The sequence below is a fragment of the Falsiroseomonas selenitidurans genome (assembly GCF_012103215.1).
Classification (GTDB): domain Bacteria; phylum Pseudomonadota; class Alphaproteobacteria; order Acetobacterales; family Acetobacteraceae; genus Falsiroseomonas; species Falsiroseomonas selenitidurans.
The window spans coordinates 81,378-98,446 of sequence record NZ_JAAVNE010000018.1; the positions used below are offsets into that span (position 1 = coordinate 81,378).

Below are 17,069 nucleotides of genomic sequence, written 5' to 3' on the forward strand. Positions count from 1 at the left end.
GTGGGGCCAACGTGGCGATGAGGGCGGCCGCCGGTCAAGTGGCGCGGGAGGCGCATCGCGCCCTGCGGCTGCTGTTCGGCCTGGCGCTGCTGCTGCTGCTTCTGGCCGGTGCCGCCGCCTGGCGGCTGTCGCAGGGGCCGATCGAGCTGGAGGTCCTGGCCCGCGCGATCGAGGACCAGGTGAACCAGCCGCCGGACCAGGGCGGGCTGCACCCGGCGCCGCCGGGCGCGCCCGCCCGGCGGCTGGAGGTCGGCACCGCCGCCATCGGCTGGCAGGGCTGGCAGGAGGGGCGGCTGACGCCGGTGGCGCTGCGCCTGTCCGGCGTGCGGCTGAAGGCACCGGACGGCACGGTCGCGATGGACCTGCCGGATGCCGCCGTCACCCTGTCCCTGCCCTGGCTGCTGAAGGGCGAACTCGCGCCGCGGGTGCTGGAGTTGCGGGAGCCGAGGCTGACCCTGCGGCGCGCCGCGGATGGCGGGGTGACGCTGCTGCTGGGCGTGCCGCAGCCCGCCGATGCCGCACCGGAGGGGTCCAGGACGGAGCGACCCGGGCCGGAGGGGCCCGAGCCGGTCGGGGGCTGGACGGAGCAGGTGCTGGCGGCATTGATGGCGCCGCCCTCCGACGCCTCCCCGATGGCCGCGCTGCGGCTGCTGCGCGTGGCCGCCGGACGCATCACGGTGGAGGATGAGGCGCTCGGCCTGACCTGGTCGCTGGACCAGGCCCATGTGACGCTGCGCCGCCGCAGCGGCGGCGGGGTGGACGGCACGCTGGCCGCCATGCTGCTGCTGGGGGCGGAGCGGGTGCCGGTCAGCCTGACCCTGGCCATGACGGCGAGCGAGGCCGGCCCGCCCGGGGTCGCGTTTCGCCTGCTGCTGCCGGAGGTGCGCCCGGCCCTGCTGGCCGCCGCGGCGCCCGGCCTGGGCCCGCTGGCGCGGCTGGATGCGACGCTGCGCCTGGCGGCCAGCGGCCGGATCGATGCGGCCGGCACCCTGGCCGGGCTCGCCGCCGAGGCGACCGCCGGCCCCGGCACGCTCGACCTCGGCGCCGGCCCGCCGGTGGCGATGGGCGGGCTGGAACTGGAGGCGGAGATGGCGCCCGGCCGGCTGCGGGTGACGCGCGGCCGCCTGCTGCTGGCCGCCCCGCCGGGCGGCACCGAGGCGCCCACCCTGTCGCTGGCGGCGGAGGCCACCCTGCGGGAGGGCCGCTGGCAGGGCACGGCGCAGCTCGGCCTGGACCGTCTGGCGATCGCCGATCTCGGCCATTACTGGCCGCCTGGCCTGGCCGCCGCGCCGCGCAGCTGGCTGGTCGAGAACCTGACCGCCGGCCGGGTGCGCGACGGCCAGTGGCAGCTGGCCGGGGCGGTGGGCGAGGATCTGGCCGCGCCGCGGCTCACCGGCCTGTCCGGCACCCTGGCGGTGGAGGATGCCACGGTGCACTGGCTGCGGCCGATTCCGCCGGCCGAGGGTGCGTCCGGCCAGGTCGCCTTCGGTCTCGACCAGATCACCATGACGGTGACGGCCGGGCGCCAATCCGGCAGCGCCGTGGTGGTGCGCGGCGGCACGGTGCGATTCCTGCTGCCCGATGGAGGCCAGGAAACCACCGAGATGGTGTTCAACCTGGCCGGCCCGGTGCCCGACGTGCTGGCCGTGGTGAAGCATCCGCGGCTGCGGCTGTTCGAGCGTCGGCCGATGCCGATCCAGGATGCCCGCGGCAGCCTGGAGGGGCGGCTGAACATCGCCTTCCCGCTGCTGGCGGACCTGCCGGTGGAGCAGCTGCAGATCCGCGCCCAGGCCCGGCTGCGCGACCTCCGGCTGGGCGACATCCTGCTCGGCCGGCCGCTGGAACGTGGCCAGGCGGAGCTGACGGTGGATACCAACGGCCTGCGCGTGACCGGGACCGCCTCGCTGGCCGGGATCGCGGCGCGGCTGGCGGTGGAGATGGATTTCCGCAACGGCCCGCCGAGCCAGGTGGTGATGCGTGAGACCGTGCAGGCCACGCCGACCTCGCAGCAGCTGGACGCCCTGGGCCTGGCGCTGCCGGAGCTGGTGGCGGGCCCCGTCGGGATCGAGGTGCGCAGCGAAAGGCGGCGCAACGGCCAGGGCCAGGCGGTGGTGAAGGCGGATCTGCGGCAGGCGCAGCTGATGGTGGAACCCCTCGCCTGGGCCAAGCCGCCCGGCCAGATCGCCGGCGGCGAGGCGGTGCTGCGCCTGCAGGGGGAAAGCATGACGGCCATCGAGCGCTTCCGGGTGGAGGCGCCGGGCCTGCGCGTCACCGGCAGTGCCAGCTTCGGCCGCGGCACGCGGCTCGAACGGCTGGTGATCGCGGAGGCGGCGATCGATGACAGCCGCTTCGCCGGCGAGGCGCGCCCGCCTTCCGGTCCCGGCGGGGCCTGGAGCGTCAGCCTGCGCGGCGCCCAGCTGGACCTGGCACGCGCCTTCAGCGAGGCGGCGCCGGGGCCGACCGGCGCGGCGGTGGAGGCAGAGGGCGAAGGGCCGGCGATCTCCGCCGATGCGCGGTTCGAGCGCGTGCTGCTCGGCCCCGGCCGGGCGCTGGGCGCGGTGCAGGCGCGGGTGCGGGTGGATCAGCATGGCGTGGTGCGGGCCGGCAGCCTCTCCGGCCGCGCCGGGCCGCGCGGCGATTTCCAGGTGGAGATCGCCCCGGTGGCGGGCGGGCGGTCGCTGCGGGTGCGGGCGGCTGATGCCGGCGCGCTGCTCGGCAGTTTCGACGTGCTGAGCAAGCTGCGCGGCGGCCAGCTTTCGGTGGAGGCGCGCTATGCCGGCAACCGCCCCGGCGCCACGCTGTCCGGCACCGCGGAGATCACCGACTTCGTGGTGCAGGATGCGCCGAGCTTCGCCAAGCTGCTGCAGGCGATGACGCTTTATGGGCTGGTGGAGGCGCTGTCCGGCCCGGGCCTGAACTTCGCCCGCCTCGTCGCCCCCTTCAGCCTGACGCCGGATGTGCTGACCCTGGGCGAGGCGCGGGCCTTTTCCGCCTCGCTGGGGCTGACGGCGACGGGCACGTTGGACCGCCGGCGGAAGCGGATGAACATCTCCGGCACGGTGGTGCCGGCCTATTTCTTCAATTCCCTGCTGGGCAACCTGCCGCTGATCGGGCGCCTGTTCGCGCCCGAGGCCGGCGGCGGGCTGTTCGCCGCCACCTTCCGCCTGACCGGGCCGGTCGAGGACCCGCAGCTGGCGGATTTCAACCCCCTGGCGGCGCTGACCCCGGGCTTCCTGCGCGGCCTGTTCCAGATCGGGCAGGAGCGTTGAAGCCGCCCGGTTCCACCACGCACGCCGCATCGCCGCGCGCCGGCCGGCCCCGCCATCGGCGGGCGCCCCGGGCAAGCGTCAGGGGGCCTGACGCACCAGCAGATGACGCTTGCGGCCGAGCGAGAGCTTCGCGGCGCCGTCGCGCAGGTCCCCGGCCGTCAGCAGTTGCGCGGCATCGCCCACCGCCGCGTCGTTCAGGCGGATGCCGCCCTGGGCGATCAGCCGCCGGGCTTCCCCCTTGCTGGCGCAGAAGCCGGCGGCGACCAGCAGGTCCACCACGGGCGCGGGCAGCGCGGCGTCATGGCTCGGCAGCGTCTCCGCCGCCTCGCCCTGCTCGAAGGCGCGGCGCGCGGTCTCCGCCGCCGTCCCGGCCGCCTCCCGGCCATGCAGCAGGGCGGTGGCTTCCGTCGCCAGGATCTTCTTCGCCTCGTTGATCTCGGCCCCGGCCAGGGCGCCGAGGCGCGCCACCTCCGGCATCGGCAGGTCCGTGAACAGGCCGAGGAAGCGGCCGACATCCGCATCCTCCGTGTTGCGCCAGAACTGCCAGTAATCGTAGGGCGCGAAGCGGTCCGCGTTCAGCCACACCGCGCCGCTGGCCGTCTTGCCCATCTTGGCGCCGGAGGCGGTGGTGATCAGCGGCGTGGTGACGCCGAAGGCCTCCTTGCCATCCACCCGGCGGACCAGGTCGGCGCCCATGATGATGTTGCCCCACTGGTCCGAGCCGCCGGCCTGCAGCGCCACGCCGTGCCGCCGGCTGAGTTCCAGGAAGTCGTAGGATTGCAGCAGCATGTAGTTGAATTCGAGGAAGGAGAGGTTCTGTTCCCGTTCCAGCCGCAGCTTCACGCTGTCCATCGACAGCATGCGGTTGACGCTGAAATGCCGGCCGATGTCGCGCAGGAACGGCACGTATTCCAGCCGGTCCAGCCATTCGGCGTTGTCCAGCATGATGGCATCCGACGGACCCTCGCCGAAGTGCAGGAAGCTGCGGAAGGCGCGCAGGATGCCGGCCTTGTTCACCTCGATCTGCGCATCGGTCAGCAGCGGCCGGGCCTCGTCGCGGAAGGAGGGATCGCCGACCTTCGTGGTGCCGCCGCCCATCAGCACGACCGGCTTGTGGCCGGTGCGCTGCATCAGCCGCAGCAGCATGATCTGCACCAGCGATCCGACATGCAGGCTGTCCGCGGTGGCATCGAAGCCGATATAGCCGGCCACCGGCCCTGCACGCAGGCGGGCCGACAGCGCCTCGGCATCCGTCACCTGGTGGATGAAGCCGCGCTCACGCGCAATGGCGAGGAAATCTTCGGTGGCGGTCATGGCGCTGTGCGATCGGGTCCATCATCGAGGTCGGGTCCGAACCGGGGCGGGTCTGCCCGGACGGGGCTTCCGGCGGCGCGGGTGGCGTAGCACGTTGGCGCCATGCTGAGAACGATCGGGCTGATGAGCGGAACCTCCCTGGATGGGGTGGATGCCGCCTGGGTTGAGACGGATGGGGAGGCGATCGGGCGGCTCGGCCCGGTGCTGACCCTGCCCTATGCGCCGGCGCTGCGCCGCGACCTGCGGACGCTGCTGGACCGCGCGGCGGAAATCGGGCCGGAGGACCCCTTCCTGGCCCATTGCGTGGCGCGGCTGACCGAGCGGCATGTGGAGGCGGTGCGCGCCATCGGCTGGCCGGCGGACCTCATCGGCTTCCACGGGCAGACCATCCTGCACCGGCCGCAGCGGCCGGGCAGCAATGCCGCCGGCTTCACCTGGCAGGTGGGCGATGCGGCGCGGCTGGCGCGGGAGACGGGGATGACCGTCGCGCATGATTTCCGCGCCGCCGATGTCGCGGCCGGCGGGCAGGGGGCGCCGCTGGTGCCGGTGGTGCATGCGGTGATGGCGGCGCGGCTGCCCAAGCCGCTGGCCATCCTGAACCTGGGCGGCGTCGCCAATGTCACCTGGATTGGCGCCGATGGCCGGCTGATCGCCTTCGATACCGGCCCTGCCAACGGCCCGCTGGACGATTGGGCGCGGCTGGCGACGGGCGAGGCCTATGACCGCGACGGCCGGCTGGCGCTGGCCGGCCAGGCGGATGGCGGGGTGCTGGCGCCGCTGATGGCGCATCCCTGGCTGGCGGCGCCACCGCCGAAATCCCTGGACCGGCTGGATTTCGACCGGGCGCTGAAAGATTCGGGTGCGGCGGCGCTGTCGCCGGCGGATGGTGCGGCGACGCTGGTGGCCTTCTGCGCCATCTGCGTGGCGGCGGCGGCGCGGCACTTCCCGGAACCGCCGGTGCAATGGCTGGTGGCCGGCGGCGGCCGGCGCAACCCGGCGCTGATGCGCGCCCTCGGCGCCGCGCTGGCGGAACCGGTGCGCGCGGTGGAGGTGGCGGGCTGGAACGGCGATGCGCTGGAAGCCCAGGCTTTCGGCGTGCTGGCGGCGCGGGTGTGGCGCGGCCTGCCGCTGACCTTTCCGGGCACCACCGGGGCGCCGGGGTCGATGCCGGGGGGGCGGCTGGTGGGGCCGCTGCTGTAGAAAGGGGCCGGTTGCCGGCGCGGCGGGAAAGGGGCGGGCCAGGGCGGCCCGCCCGGCGCCTCAGTCGGCCGCCAGCGCCATGCGGCCGCGGTTCAGCGTCGCCATCACATGGTCCTCCGCCGCATCCGCCACCTGTTCCGCCTGCGGCGGGGTGTAGATATGGCCGGCGGCGGGCATCACCCGGTAGTCGATGCGGATGCCCTTCTGGGTGTTCAGCTTGTCAACCAGCTTCCGCACGCTGGCTTCCGGCACCAGCTCGTCATCGGCGCCGTGCAGGATCAGCCCGTTGCAGGGGCAGGGCGCCAGGAAGCCGAAATCATAATGGCTGGCGGGGGCGGAGACGCTGACGAAGCCGCCCATCTCCGGCCGACGCATCAGCAGCTGCATCCCGACATAGGAGCCGAACGAATAGCCGGCGACCCAGAGCGAGGAAGCGTTCGGGTTCACCGCCTGGAGGAAGTCCAGCGCCGCCGCAGCGTCCGAGATCTCGCCGATGCCGCCATCATAGCGGCCCTGGCTGCGGCCGACGCCGCGGAAGTTGAAGCGCAGGGTGGAAAACCCCATCGCCTGGAAGCGCTGGTACAGCGCATGAACGACGCGGTTGTTCATGGTCCCGCCATGCAGCGGGTGCGGGTGCAGGATCAGCGCAACCGGCGCATGCGCCTGCTTCGCGTGGTGGTAGCGACCCTCGAGCCGGCCATCCGGCCCGGCAAACATGACTTCAGGCATCGTCCTGTCGATCCAGTCCATGTTGGGTCCCCCGCCGTCCCGGGCCTGCCGGCACCGGGGGAAGGGGACCAAGGGCGGAGAGGGGCGCGCGCAGCGACACCCTTCTCCAGCCCGTTTGGGGAACCAGGGCACCGTCGCCGCGGCGCGCCTCGGCACGTCCAGTCCAATGATCGGCCCCGTCATTGTTGACGACAGGGGTCGGGAACTATAGCGTCATGCAGGCAACCGCCGCCGGGTTGATGCGTGTTGGGGTGGCACGCGGTCAACGGGATAGCGGTCGCTGTCCTCGGGCTCCATCATCGTTCTGGCGGGTGCGGCAAGGCTTGCGCCGATGGGCACCCCGGATTGGGCACCCCAGGTCAGGCTCCCGTGCCCCTGGGGTTCACGTAATATAGGTGAGACAGGGTCAGCTTTGATATCGGATTCACGGCATGACCCGCATGTTCTTGCGCCCTGACTGCGACGTCACCGCCTATGCTTCGGACACGGAAGCGGGCGGATCGCCATGCGGGCCCGATCGGGGCCCGCGCAACACGCAGCACGGGAGTGCGCCATGAGGCTTTCCACCCGCGGTCGATACGCCGTGATGGCCATGGTCGAGCTTGCGGCGCGCGCGCAGGGCGAGTCGGCGGAATGTTCCGTCGCCGCCCGGGTGCCGGCGCGCAGCCAGGTGAGCCTGGCGGAGATCGCCCAGGCCCAGCGCCTGTCCCTGGCCTATCTGGAACAGCTCTTCGGCCCGCTGCGCCGCGCCGGGCTGGTGGCCTCCACCCGCGGCCCCGGCGGCGGCTACCGGCTGTCCCGCCCCGCGGCGCAGATCTCCATCGCCGCGATCGTCGAGGCGGTGGACGAGCCCATCCAGGCGACTCGCTGCGACGAGGGCGGGCCGGGCTGCCTGGCCGGGGACCGCTGCCTGACGCATGACCTCTGGGCCGAACTCGGCAGCCAGATCCGCCTGTTCCTGGATGGCGTGACGCTGGCCGATGTGGTCTGCGGCCAGGTGCTGGGCCGCGCCATCCCGCCCACCCCGCCCGGTCCGGCCCCGGCTCCGCCGGCCTGACCCGCATGGCCGCGCCGCTTTACCTGGACGCCAACGCGACGGAGCCGCTGCGCCCCGAAGCGCGCCAGGCGGTGCTGCAGGCGCTGGACCTGCCGGGCAACCCCTCCTCCGTCCATGGTGCCGGGCGGGCGGCGCGGCGGCTGCTGGAACGGGCGCGGGACCAGGTGGCTTCCCGCTTCGGCACGGCGCCGGCCGATGTGGTCTTCACCGCCGGCGGGACCGAGGCGAATGCGCTGGCGATTCACGCCCTGGCGCCGGGGCGGCGCATCCTGCTCGGCGCCACCGAACACCCCGCCGTCCTGGCCGCGGCCCCCGATGCCACGCACTTGCCGGTCCGGCCGGACGGCACGCTGGACCCTGCCGTGCTGGACGCGGCGCTGCGGCAGGGCCTGCCCGCCCTGGTGTGCCTGATGGCGGCGAACAACGAGACCGGCGTGCTGCACCCGCTGGAGGAACTGGCCGCGATCTGCCGGCGCCATGGCGCGGCGCTGCATGTGGATGCGGTGCAGGCGGCCGGGCGCGTGCCCCTGGATGCCGCGGCGCTGGGGGCGGACACGCTGGCGCTGTCCGGCCACAAGCTGGGCGGGCCGAAGGGCGCCGGCGCGCTGCTGCTGCGCCCGGGCCTGGCGGTGGCGCCGTTGATCGCCGGCGGCGGGCAGGAACGCGGCAGGCGCGGCGGCACGGAACCGCTGCCCGCCATCGCCGGCCTGGGCGCCGCGGCCGCAGCCGCGCACCCGGCCGCCGCCGCGAGGCTCGCCCCGCTCCGCGATGCCATCGAGGCCTTCTGCCTGGCCCAGGGCGCCCTGGTCGCCGGGGGCGGGGCACCGCGCCTGCCCAATACCAGCAGCCTCATCCTGCCCGGCGCGGCGGCGGAGACGCAGGTGATCGCGTTGGACCTCGCCGGGGTGCAGGTCTCGGCCGGCGCCGCCTGTTCCTCCGGCAAGGTCGGCGCCAGCCATGTGCTGGCGGCGATGGGGCTGCAGGGGGCGATTCGCGTCTCGCTGCCCTGGGATGCCCCGGCGGATTCGGCGGAGCGTTTCACGGCCGCGTGGTCGGCCATGCGCAGCCGCCTCTCCCGCCCGGCCCTGGCCGGGGCCAGATTGGCGCCATGACCCGTCCGAACCGCCCCATCTACCTCGACAACCACGCCACCACCCCGGCCGACCCGCGGGTGCTGGCGGCAATGCGGCCGTGGTGGGAGGAGAATTTCGCCAATCCCGGCTCCGTCGAGCACGCCATGGGCCGGGCCGCGGAGGCGGCGGTGGCGGAGGCACGGGCCCATGTGGCGGCGTTGATCGGGGCGGAGCCGGCGGAGATCCTGTTCACCTCCGGCGCCACCGAATCCAACAACCTGGCGATCAAGGGCGCCGCCCGCTTCGCCGCCGGCCAGGCAACCGAGCGCCGGCGCGTCATCACGCTGGCGACCGAGCACAAATGCGTGCTGGAAAGCGTCCGCGACCTGGCGGCGGAAGGCTTCGCGCCCCTGGTGCTGCCGGTGCGGCCGGATGGGCTGCTGGACCTGGCGGTTCTGGACGCCGCCCTGGTGGAGGCACCGACGCTGCTGGTCTCCGTCATGGCGGTGAACAACGAGATCGGCGTGGTGCAGGACCTGGCCGCGATCGGGGCGCTGGCGAAGCAGCATGGCGCGCTGTTCCACACCGATGCGGCGCAGGCGGCCGGGCGCCTGCCGCTGGATGTGGCGGCGATCCGCGCCGACCTGATGTCGCTCTCGGGCCACAAGGTCTACGGCCCCAAGGGCATCGGTGCGCTCTATGTCCGGCGCCGGCCGCGCGTCAGGCTCGCGCCGCTGTTCTCCGGCGGCGGGCAGGAACGCGGCTTGCGTTCCGGCACCCTGCCGGCGCCGCTGATCGTCGGCTTCGGCGAGGCCTGCCGCATCGCCGCCCTGGAAGGCCCGCTGGATGCCGGCCGCATCGCCGGGCAGCGGGACCGCTTTCGCACGGCGCTGGAGGCGGCCGTGCCCGGCCTGGCGGTGAATGGCGATTGGCAGGCGCGCGTTGCGGGCAACCTCTCCCTCTCCTTCCCGGGCGGGGTGACGGCGCAGGCCATCATGGAAGCGGCGCCGGAGCTCTGCGTCTCCACCGGCTCCGCCTGCTCCTCGGCCGAGGTCGAGCCTTCCTATGTGTTGCAGGCGCTGGGTTTGGCGCCGGAGCGGGCGCGCGCGACCTTGCGCATCGGCATGGGCCGCTTTACCTCGCCCATGGATGTGGATCGAGCTGCCGCGGCCCTCGCCGCCGCCTGGCGCCGGGCCATGGAGTCCTCGAAAGCTTCCTGAGCAGGGGCGGTCCCCGGACGGGGCGCCGCGACTTTTGGACATCGATCGCCCCGGCGTGGGGCCAGCGGCGCGGAGTAGAGGCTGACATGCCGAAGATGACCTTCATCGAGCGCGATGGGACCCACAGGCAGGTGGATGCGCCGCTTGGCCTGTCCGTGCTCGAGATCGCGCACAAGCATGGGGTCGACATCGAGGGCGCCTGCGAAGGCTCGCTCGCCTGCTCCACCTGCCATGTGGTGGTGGATGCCGGCTGGTACGGCAAGCTGGCCGATGCGACGGAGGATGAGGAGGACATGCTCGACCTCGCCTTCGACCTGCAGGAGACCTCGCGGCTGGGCTGCCAGATCATCATGACGGAGGCGCTGGACGGGCTGGTGGTGAAGCTGCCCGCCGGCACCCGGAACGCCGGCGGCTGATCATGCAGCCGAGCATGCCGCCCTGGGAGGATTTCGGCGCCGAGGGCGGGTTGTTCCGCCGGCTGCGCGCCGACTGCGCGGCGGATTGGCAGGCCTACACCTGGCACGATTTCGTCCGGCAGCTTTCCGACGGCAGCCTGAAGCTGGCCGCCTTCCAGGACTTCCTGATCCAGGACTACCTGTTCCTGATCCAGTTCGCCCGCGCCAAGGCGCTTGCCGTCTTCAAGGCGGAAAGCCTGGACTCGATGCGGGAGAAGGCGGCGTCGATCCAGGCCATCCTGGCCGAGACCACGATGCACCTGACCTACTGCGCCGAATGGGGCATCCCGGAGGCCACGGTGCGCGCCACGGCGGAGTCGGCGGAGACCGTCAGCTACACGCGCTACGTCATCGACCGCGGCCTGGCCGGCGACATCCTGGACCTTGAGGTGGCGCTGGCCCCCTGCACGGTGGGCTATGGCGAGGTGGCGCTGCGCATCCTGGCCGACCCGGCGCGGAAGGTCGAAGGCAACCCCTACCAGGGCTGGATCGAGGCCTATGCCGCGCCCGGCTACCAGGCCCTGGCGCGCGCCGCCGCCGCGCGGATCGACGCGCTGGGCGCAACCCATGGCGGCGACGCCCGCTTCCCGATGCTGGCCGCCACCTTCGGCGAGGCGGCGCGGCTGGAGCAGCGCTTCTGGCAGCAGGGGCTGGACGCGGCGGGATGAGGATCCTCGTGGCCATGTCCGGCGGCGTGGACAGCAGCGTGGTGGCCGCGCTGCTGGTGGAGCAGGGGCATGAGGTGGTGGGCGCCACCCTGCAGCTGTATGACCACGGTGCGGCCATCCAGAAGAAGGGCGCCTGCTGCGCCGGCCAGGACATCCACGATGCCCGCCGCGTGGCCGAGGTGCTGGGCATCCCCCACTATGTGCTGGACCGCGAAAGCCGCTTCCGCGAGGCCGTGATCGACGATTTCGCGGCCAGCTACGCCCGCGGCGAGACACCCATCCCCTGCGTGCGCTGCAACCAGACGGTAAAATTCCAGGATCTGGTCGAACTGGCCCGCGACCTGGGCTGCGAGGCGCTGGCCACCGGCCACTATGCCCGCCGCGTGGAAGGCCCCGGGGGCGCGGCGCTGCATCGTGCGGCGGACCCGGTGCGGGACCAGTCCTACTTCCTGTTCGCCACGACCCGGGAGCAGCTCGATTTCTGCCGCTTCCCGCTGGGTGACATGCCGGACAAGGCGGCGGTGCGCGCGGTGGCGGCGCGCCTGGGCCTGGCGGTTGCCGCCAAGCCGGACAGCCAGGACATCTGCTTCGTGCCGGAAGGCAGCTACGACCGGCTGGTGGCAAGGCTGCGGCCGGAGGCGGCCGAGCCGGGCGAGATCGTCGATGGCCAGGGCCGCGTGCTGGGCACCCACCAGGGCATCGGGCGCTACACGGTGGGGCAGGGGCGCGGTCTCGGCCTGGGCGGGGGTGGGGAGCGTCTGTTCGTCGCCGCCATCGACGCGCCGCGCCGGCGCATCGTCGTTGGCCCCCGCGCCGCCCTGCCGCAGGCCCGGGCGGTGGCGGGCGAGGTGAACTGGCTGGTCGCCCCGCCCACCGCGCCGCTATCCGTGCAGGTGAAGCTGCGGGGGCGGGAGGCGCCGCGGGAGGCCAGGGTGGCATGGGACGCGGCCGCCGGCCTCATGCATGTGGCCCTGGCCGAGCCCAACATCGTCGCCGCCGGCCAGGCCTGCGTGGTGTATGATGGCGACCGCGTGCTGGGCGGCGGCTTCCTGCGCGCGCCCGCCCTGGCGCAGTCCGACATTGACAGCCATGGGGCGGCAGCGTAATCGCGGCCCCGCCCTCGGGTGCCCCCATGGGGCGGCGTAGCTCAGCTGGTTAGAGCACGGCACTCATAATGCCGGGGTCAGCGGTTCAAGTCCGCTCGCCGCTACCATCGCCCCGCGCTGCGGGGTAGGCCTGCACACCCTCTCTCCCGGTCGTCCTGGATTGGCCGCGCCGCAGCGCCGGCCACCCGGCGGGCGATGCGCATCCGGCCGCTGTCGGATTCCGACGCCATGGCCGGCGCCCGGCACGACGGCGATTTCGCCGTGAATTGTAGGGTGATGTAGGCCGGATCGGTCCCGATCGTTCCGGATGTTGTGGCGAAAGAAGACGCCGTCCAATTCTTTGAACGCGCTGCCGGCCGGCGGCTGCGGCGGCATCGCGCAGGCTCAAGCGGCCCATGCAGCGGTGCCGAGGCGCGAGGGCCGAAGCGGCCTGGCCGACGCACCGGCACCGATTCACACGCCCGGGTTGCGTGTTGGGGGTGACAGCGCGACCGCTTAACGTTCCGTTTACACGACAATACCTTACAAAACCGGGTCTCAGCGGCGGCGTGTTGGGCTGGTAGGGTCCGCCCCGCAGTATGGCGTCCCTGGTTTGGTGGTATTCGATGTCGATGGGCGGCCGGCACAAGTATCTGTGGCGCGCTTGTCTTCCGGTGGATTTGGCAGGCGCCCCGCGGCGCGGTCCTCAGCATTGCGGGAATTTGTGCTCCACCTGGAATTGGCCAGGCCATGCACTTCCATCATGCGCCACCGACAGGGACGACGTGCAACCGGGGGGGCTGACGGCATTCCCGGTCTTTCCGGCGACGGCGCGCTGCGTCGACAACCAGGCCACGAGGCGGAACCCCGATCATGAGTATCTCGACGATCACCGGCAGCGAAGCGGACGACACCCTCACCGGCGACGCCGGCGTGATGAACTTCATCAACGGACTGGGTGGCAATGACACGCTGACGGGCCGGGATTCGGCCGACAGCCTCAGCGGTGGCGACGGCCACGACCTGCTGATGGGTGGCGCCGGCGGCGACACGCTCGATGGCGGCGACGGCATCGACACGGCCAGCTATGCCGGTTCCGGCGTGGGCGTCGTCGTCGACCTTGGTACCGGCGACACCTCCGGTGGCGACGCGGACGGCGACATTCTGACCGACATCGAGGGCGTCATCGGTTCCGACGCGAGCGACTCGATCTACGGCTCCGATCTCGAGAACGACCTCGCGGGCGGCGATGGGGACGACTACCTCGACGGCGGCGGCGGCAGCGATGTGCTGGCCGGCGGCAAGGGCAACGACACCCTGATCGGCGGTGGGGACGTCAGCAACGATATCGCCGATTTCCGCGCGGCCGAAGGGCCCGTCTCGGTGCGCCTGACCGAGGAAGCCGATCCTGACAACTACGACGCCGGCGGGGCCACGGGCGAAGGGACCGACCTGCTGGATGGTTTCGAGGGCGCCTTCGGCAGCGCCTATGGCGACACCTTGCGGGGCGGCAGCCACGGCGACCTGCTGGTTGGCGGCGATGGCGACGATCTGGTGAGCGGCGGCGACGGCGGGGACAGCCTGCAGGGCAGCGCTGGCGCCGACACGCTGCAGGGCGGCGGCGGCGACGACGAGCTGCTCGGCGGCGCCGGCGACGACACCCTGGAGGGCGGCGCCGGTGCGGACGTGCTGAATGGTGATGACGGGATCGACACGGCGGACTACGCGCAGTCCGGCGCCGCGGTCAATGTCGATCTCGACAGCGGCACCGGCACCGGCGGTGACGCCGCGGGCGACAGCTATTCCAGCATCGAAGCGGTCATCGGCAGCAGCCAGGATGACACCATCTACGGTGCCACCGGCAGCCAGCTTCTGCAGGGCGGCCAAGGCAACGACCAGGTGCTCGGCGCCGACGGCGCGGACACGGTCGAAGGTGGCGCCGGCGACGACACGCTGACCGGCGGCGAAGGCAACGACCGGCTGGATGGCGGCGATGGCTTCGACATGGCCGCCTATTACGACCACTCCGGCGCCGTGATGGTGAACCTTGAGGCCGGCACCAGCAGCCTCAACGACACGCTGGTCGGCATGGAAGGCGCGCATGGTGGCGACTATGCCGATACGCTGATCGGCTCGGGCGACGACAACCGCCTCATCGGCGGCGGCGCGGGCGACCTTTTGCAGGGGGCGGCCGGCAATGACGACCTGCGGGGTGAGCAGGGCGACGACACCCTGGAGGGCGGCGACGGAATCGACACGCTGAGCGGCGGCGAGGGCAACGACGTCTATCTGGGCGTTGAGGGCCTCGACACGGTGACCGAACTCGCCGCCGGCGGGCATGACGAGGTGCAGACCGGGCTGAGCCTCTACACCCTGGTTGATCATGTGGAGGATCTGACCGGCACCTCGAGCGACGGCCAGATCCTGATCGGCAACGCCGGGGACAATGTCATCACCGGCGGCGGCGGCGACGACCAGCTCAGCGGCGGCGATTCCGGCGCCGATACGCTGGATGGCGGGTCAGGCAACGACACCTTCCAAGCGACCGACGGCATCGTGGTCATCGGTGGCGACGGCATCGACATGCTGCAGCTCGATGGTGCGCTTCCGGAGACGATCACGGCGCTGGATGGCGGCGGCTTCACCATCACCACGACAAGCGACGGCACCCAGACCGTCCAGGGTCTCGAGAAGATCGTCGATCCGTCCGGCCGGGCCCTGCTGCTCGTCGGCAATGGCGGCTTTGCCAGCCTGCAGGATGCGCTGGATGCTGCACAGCCCGGCGACACCATTCGCCTGTTTGAGGATTCCTCGCCGGAATTCTATCGCGGGCAGTTCATCGTCCGCACCGGCGGCATCACCATCGAGGCGGCCGAAGGCCACGACATCACGCTGGAGGCGCCGGATACCGCCAACCAGGTGCAGACCGGCACCACGATCAATGGCTGGCTGAAATTCTCCATCCTGGAACTGGACGTCGCCGATCCGACGCAGGGCGCCGTGACGGTGCGCGGCATCACCATCGACGGGCGCGGCCAGGGCGCCGCCTCCTCGGATGACCCGATGGTCGGCATCGCGATCAGCGATACCGCCGCCGTGATCGAGGATGTCACGATCACCGGCATCCGCGAGCCGCTGGAGAGCGACGACAACCTCTCCGGCTACTCGACCCATTACGGGATCGTGGCCGAAGGCAGCAGCGCGCTGGAAACGGCGGTGACGGTGGAGGTCCGCAACAGCACGATCAGCGATTTCCAGAAGACCGGCATCGTCGCCTGGGGCCCGAAGCTGGACGTGCTGATCGAAGACAATACGATCAATGCCAGCGGCGAGCGGGGCAAATCGAACCAGAACGGGATGCAGATCGGCTCCGCGGCCAGCAACGGTCGCGACGGCACCACCGGCATCATCCGCAACAACACCATCAACGACATCGCCCCCGGCAGCCCCGGCTACTCCGCGACCGGCATCCTGGTACGCCAGGCCGGGACGCTCGAGATCTCCGGCAACACGATCAGCGGTCCTGCCGAGCTCTCCGCGCCGATCGAGACCATGGGCTCGGTCGGCGTGGGCCTGTACGAGGCCGGCACGGCTGCCACCGTCTCGAACAACACCTTCAACCAGACGACGATCGGCGTCTTCATCGAGGCGCCCTGGGGCCCGCTCGAGACCTACGACGCGGCGCATGTCCTCAGCGGCAACCACTACGAAAACGCCTACATCGGCGTCTATGACAGCCAGGACAACAACAACAACGGCTTCGACGGACTGGCGCAGAACGCGCTGACCATCACCGTCGACTCCTCGGCCCTGGTGACCAACGGCCGCGGCTTCATCCAGTACTCGCTGTTCGGCGGCGACGACAGCTTCGTGGACACCGGGGCCGCCGCCACCGTTCTCGATGCCGGCGACGGTGCGGACACGATCACCGCGGGCTCGGGCGCGGACAGCCTGGATGGCGGGGCCGGCGACGACACGCTGTCCGGTGGCGCCGGCAACGACACGCTGGTCGGGGGCGAGGGCTCCAACCTGCTGCAGGGCGACGCCGGCTTCGATACCGCCGACTACAGCGGGGAGAGTGACTCGATCCGCGTCGACCTCTCCGAATCCGCGGTCGAGCGGGCGGATGGCGATGACACGCTGGTTTCGATCGAGGCCGTGATCGGCACGGACTACAGCGACATCATGCGCGGCGATGACGAGGCCAACGTGCTGGCCGGCGGCGACGGCAACGACTTCTTCCGCGCCTCCCTTGGGGCGGACACGCTGATCGGCGGCGACGGGACGGACTGGGTTGTCTATCTCCACGAGGATTTCGCGGATGGCGTGGTGGTCTCGCTCGACTCGACGCAGCCGGGCGGCCAGTCCGCCGCCGGCCAGATGCTGAGCGAGATCGAGGGCGTGATCGGCACGCTGGCGGATGACTGGATCATCGGCGACGTGAGCGATGCCGGCTGCCCCGTCGACAACATCCTGCTCGGCCTGGCGGGCGACGACATCCTGGACGGCGGGTATGGCGACGACACGCTGGCTGGCGGCGCCGGCGACGACCTGCTGCTGGGTGGCGAGGGCTTCGACACCGCCTTGTACCTCGCCCGCTCGACGGCCATCGAGGTCCGCCTCGACCTTGGCTACGTCACGCACGGCCTGAACACGGACGAGCTGGTCGCCATCGAAGGGGTCGTCGGCAGCGCCTTCGACGACCTGATGATCGGTGATGCCGAGGGCAATGCCTTCGATGGCTTGGACGGCGACGACACGCTGGAGGGTGGTGCCGGCGGGGACAGCCTCCATGGCGGCGACGGGATCGACACCGCCAGCTATGCCCATGCCAAGTCCGGCGTGACCGCCTCGCTCGACTCCATCGGCATCGACAGCATCGGCATCCTGGATGCACCTGACTCGCCGAACACCGGCGAGGCCCTTGGCGACCTCTACGACAGCATCGAGAACCTTGAAGGCTCGATCTATGCCGATGCGCTCTACGGCAATGCCGAGG

11 protein-coding genes and 1 tRNA gene are annotated in these 17,069 nt (G+C 72.0%); 10 read left to right on the forward strand and 2 right to left on the reverse strand.

The window, feature by feature from the left end; translation table 11 throughout:
• Positions 1-17 precede the first annotated feature (17 nt).
• Positions 18-3,269, forward strand: coding sequence for a DUF3971 domain-containing protein (locus HEQ75_RS12945; protein WP_168031109.1), 3,252 nt, complete (start codon positions 18-20; stop codon positions 3,267-3,269).
• Between the two features lie 78 nt (positions 3,270-3,347).
• Here HEQ75_RS12945 and tyrS read toward each other — a convergent pair whose 3' ends face one another.
• Entirely contained in the window at positions 3,348-4,583 is a 1,236-nt protein-coding gene (gene tyrS / locus HEQ75_RS12950) for a tyrosine--tRNA ligase (RefSeq protein WP_168031111.1), read from the reverse strand.
• Positions 4,584-4,688: 105 nt separating this feature from the next.
• On the opposite strand from tyrS, the gene HEQ75_RS12955 reads away from it, so the two are divergent.
• Entirely contained in the window at positions 4,689-5,783 is a 1,095-nt protein-coding gene (locus HEQ75_RS12955) for an anhydro-N-acetylmuramic acid kinase (protein ID WP_168031141.1), read from the forward strand.
• A gap of 60 nt (positions 5,784-5,843) precedes the next feature.
• On the opposite strand, the gene HEQ75_RS12960 is transcribed toward HEQ75_RS12955, so the two are convergent.
• A complete protein-coding gene (locus HEQ75_RS12960) occupies positions 5,844-6,512 on the reverse strand; it encodes an alpha/beta hydrolase (RefSeq protein ID WP_168031113.1) in 669 nt (222 codons plus the stop codon).
• 553 nt (positions 6,513-7,065) lie between these two features.
• Here HEQ75_RS12960 and HEQ75_RS12965 point away from each other — a divergent pair.
• The 8 genes from HEQ75_RS12965 to HEQ75_RS13000 all read left to right on the forward strand — a co-directional run.
• Entirely contained in the window at positions 7,066-7,569 is a 504-nt protein-coding gene (locus HEQ75_RS12965; protein ID WP_168031115.1) for an Rrf2 family transcriptional regulator, read from the forward strand.
• 5 nt (positions 7,570-7,574) lie between these two features.
• Positions 7,575-8,681, forward strand: coding sequence for a cysteine desulfurase family protein (locus tag HEQ75_RS12970; protein WP_168031117.1), 1,107 nt, complete (start codon positions 7,575-7,577; stop codon positions 8,679-8,681).
• On the forward strand, positions 8,678-9,862 hold the full coding sequence (locus tag HEQ75_RS12975) for a cysteine desulfurase family protein (protein ID WP_168031118.1): 1,185 nt from the start codon (positions 8,678-8,680) through the stop codon (positions 9,860-9,862). The genes HEQ75_RS12970 and HEQ75_RS12975 overlap by 4 nt, the downstream gene beginning before the upstream one ends.
• Positions 9,863-9,948: 86 nt before the next feature.
• Positions 9,949-10,278 (forward strand): ferredoxin family 2Fe-2S iron-sulfur cluster binding protein, encoded by a 330-nt coding sequence (locus HEQ75_RS12980; RefSeq protein WP_168031119.1) that lies wholly within the window; start codon positions 9,949-9,951, stop codon positions 10,276-10,278.
• 14 nt (positions 10,279-10,292) lie between these two features.
• Positions 10,293-10,985, forward strand: a complete 693-nt coding sequence (locus HEQ75_RS12985; RefSeq protein WP_168031143.1) for a TenA family protein — start codon at positions 10,293-10,295, stop codon at positions 10,983-10,985.
• The gene (gene mnmA / locus HEQ75_RS12990; RefSeq protein WP_168031121.1) at positions 10,982-12,091 is read left to right on the forward strand and encodes a tRNA 2-thiouridine(34) synthase MnmA; all 1,110 of its coding nucleotides are present in this window, start codon (positions 10,982-10,984) and stop codon (positions 12,089-12,091) included. The genes HEQ75_RS12985 and mnmA overlap by 4 nt, the downstream gene beginning before the upstream one ends.
• 30 nt (positions 12,092-12,121) lie before the next feature.
• Positions 12,122-12,198 (forward strand) — tRNA-Met (locus HEQ75_RS12995).
• Between the two features lie 745 nt (positions 12,199-12,943).
• On the forward strand, positions 12,944-17,069 hold a 4,126-nt coding region (locus tag HEQ75_RS13000), incomplete at its 3' end, for a right-handed parallel beta-helix repeat-containing protein (RefSeq protein ID WP_209318523.1).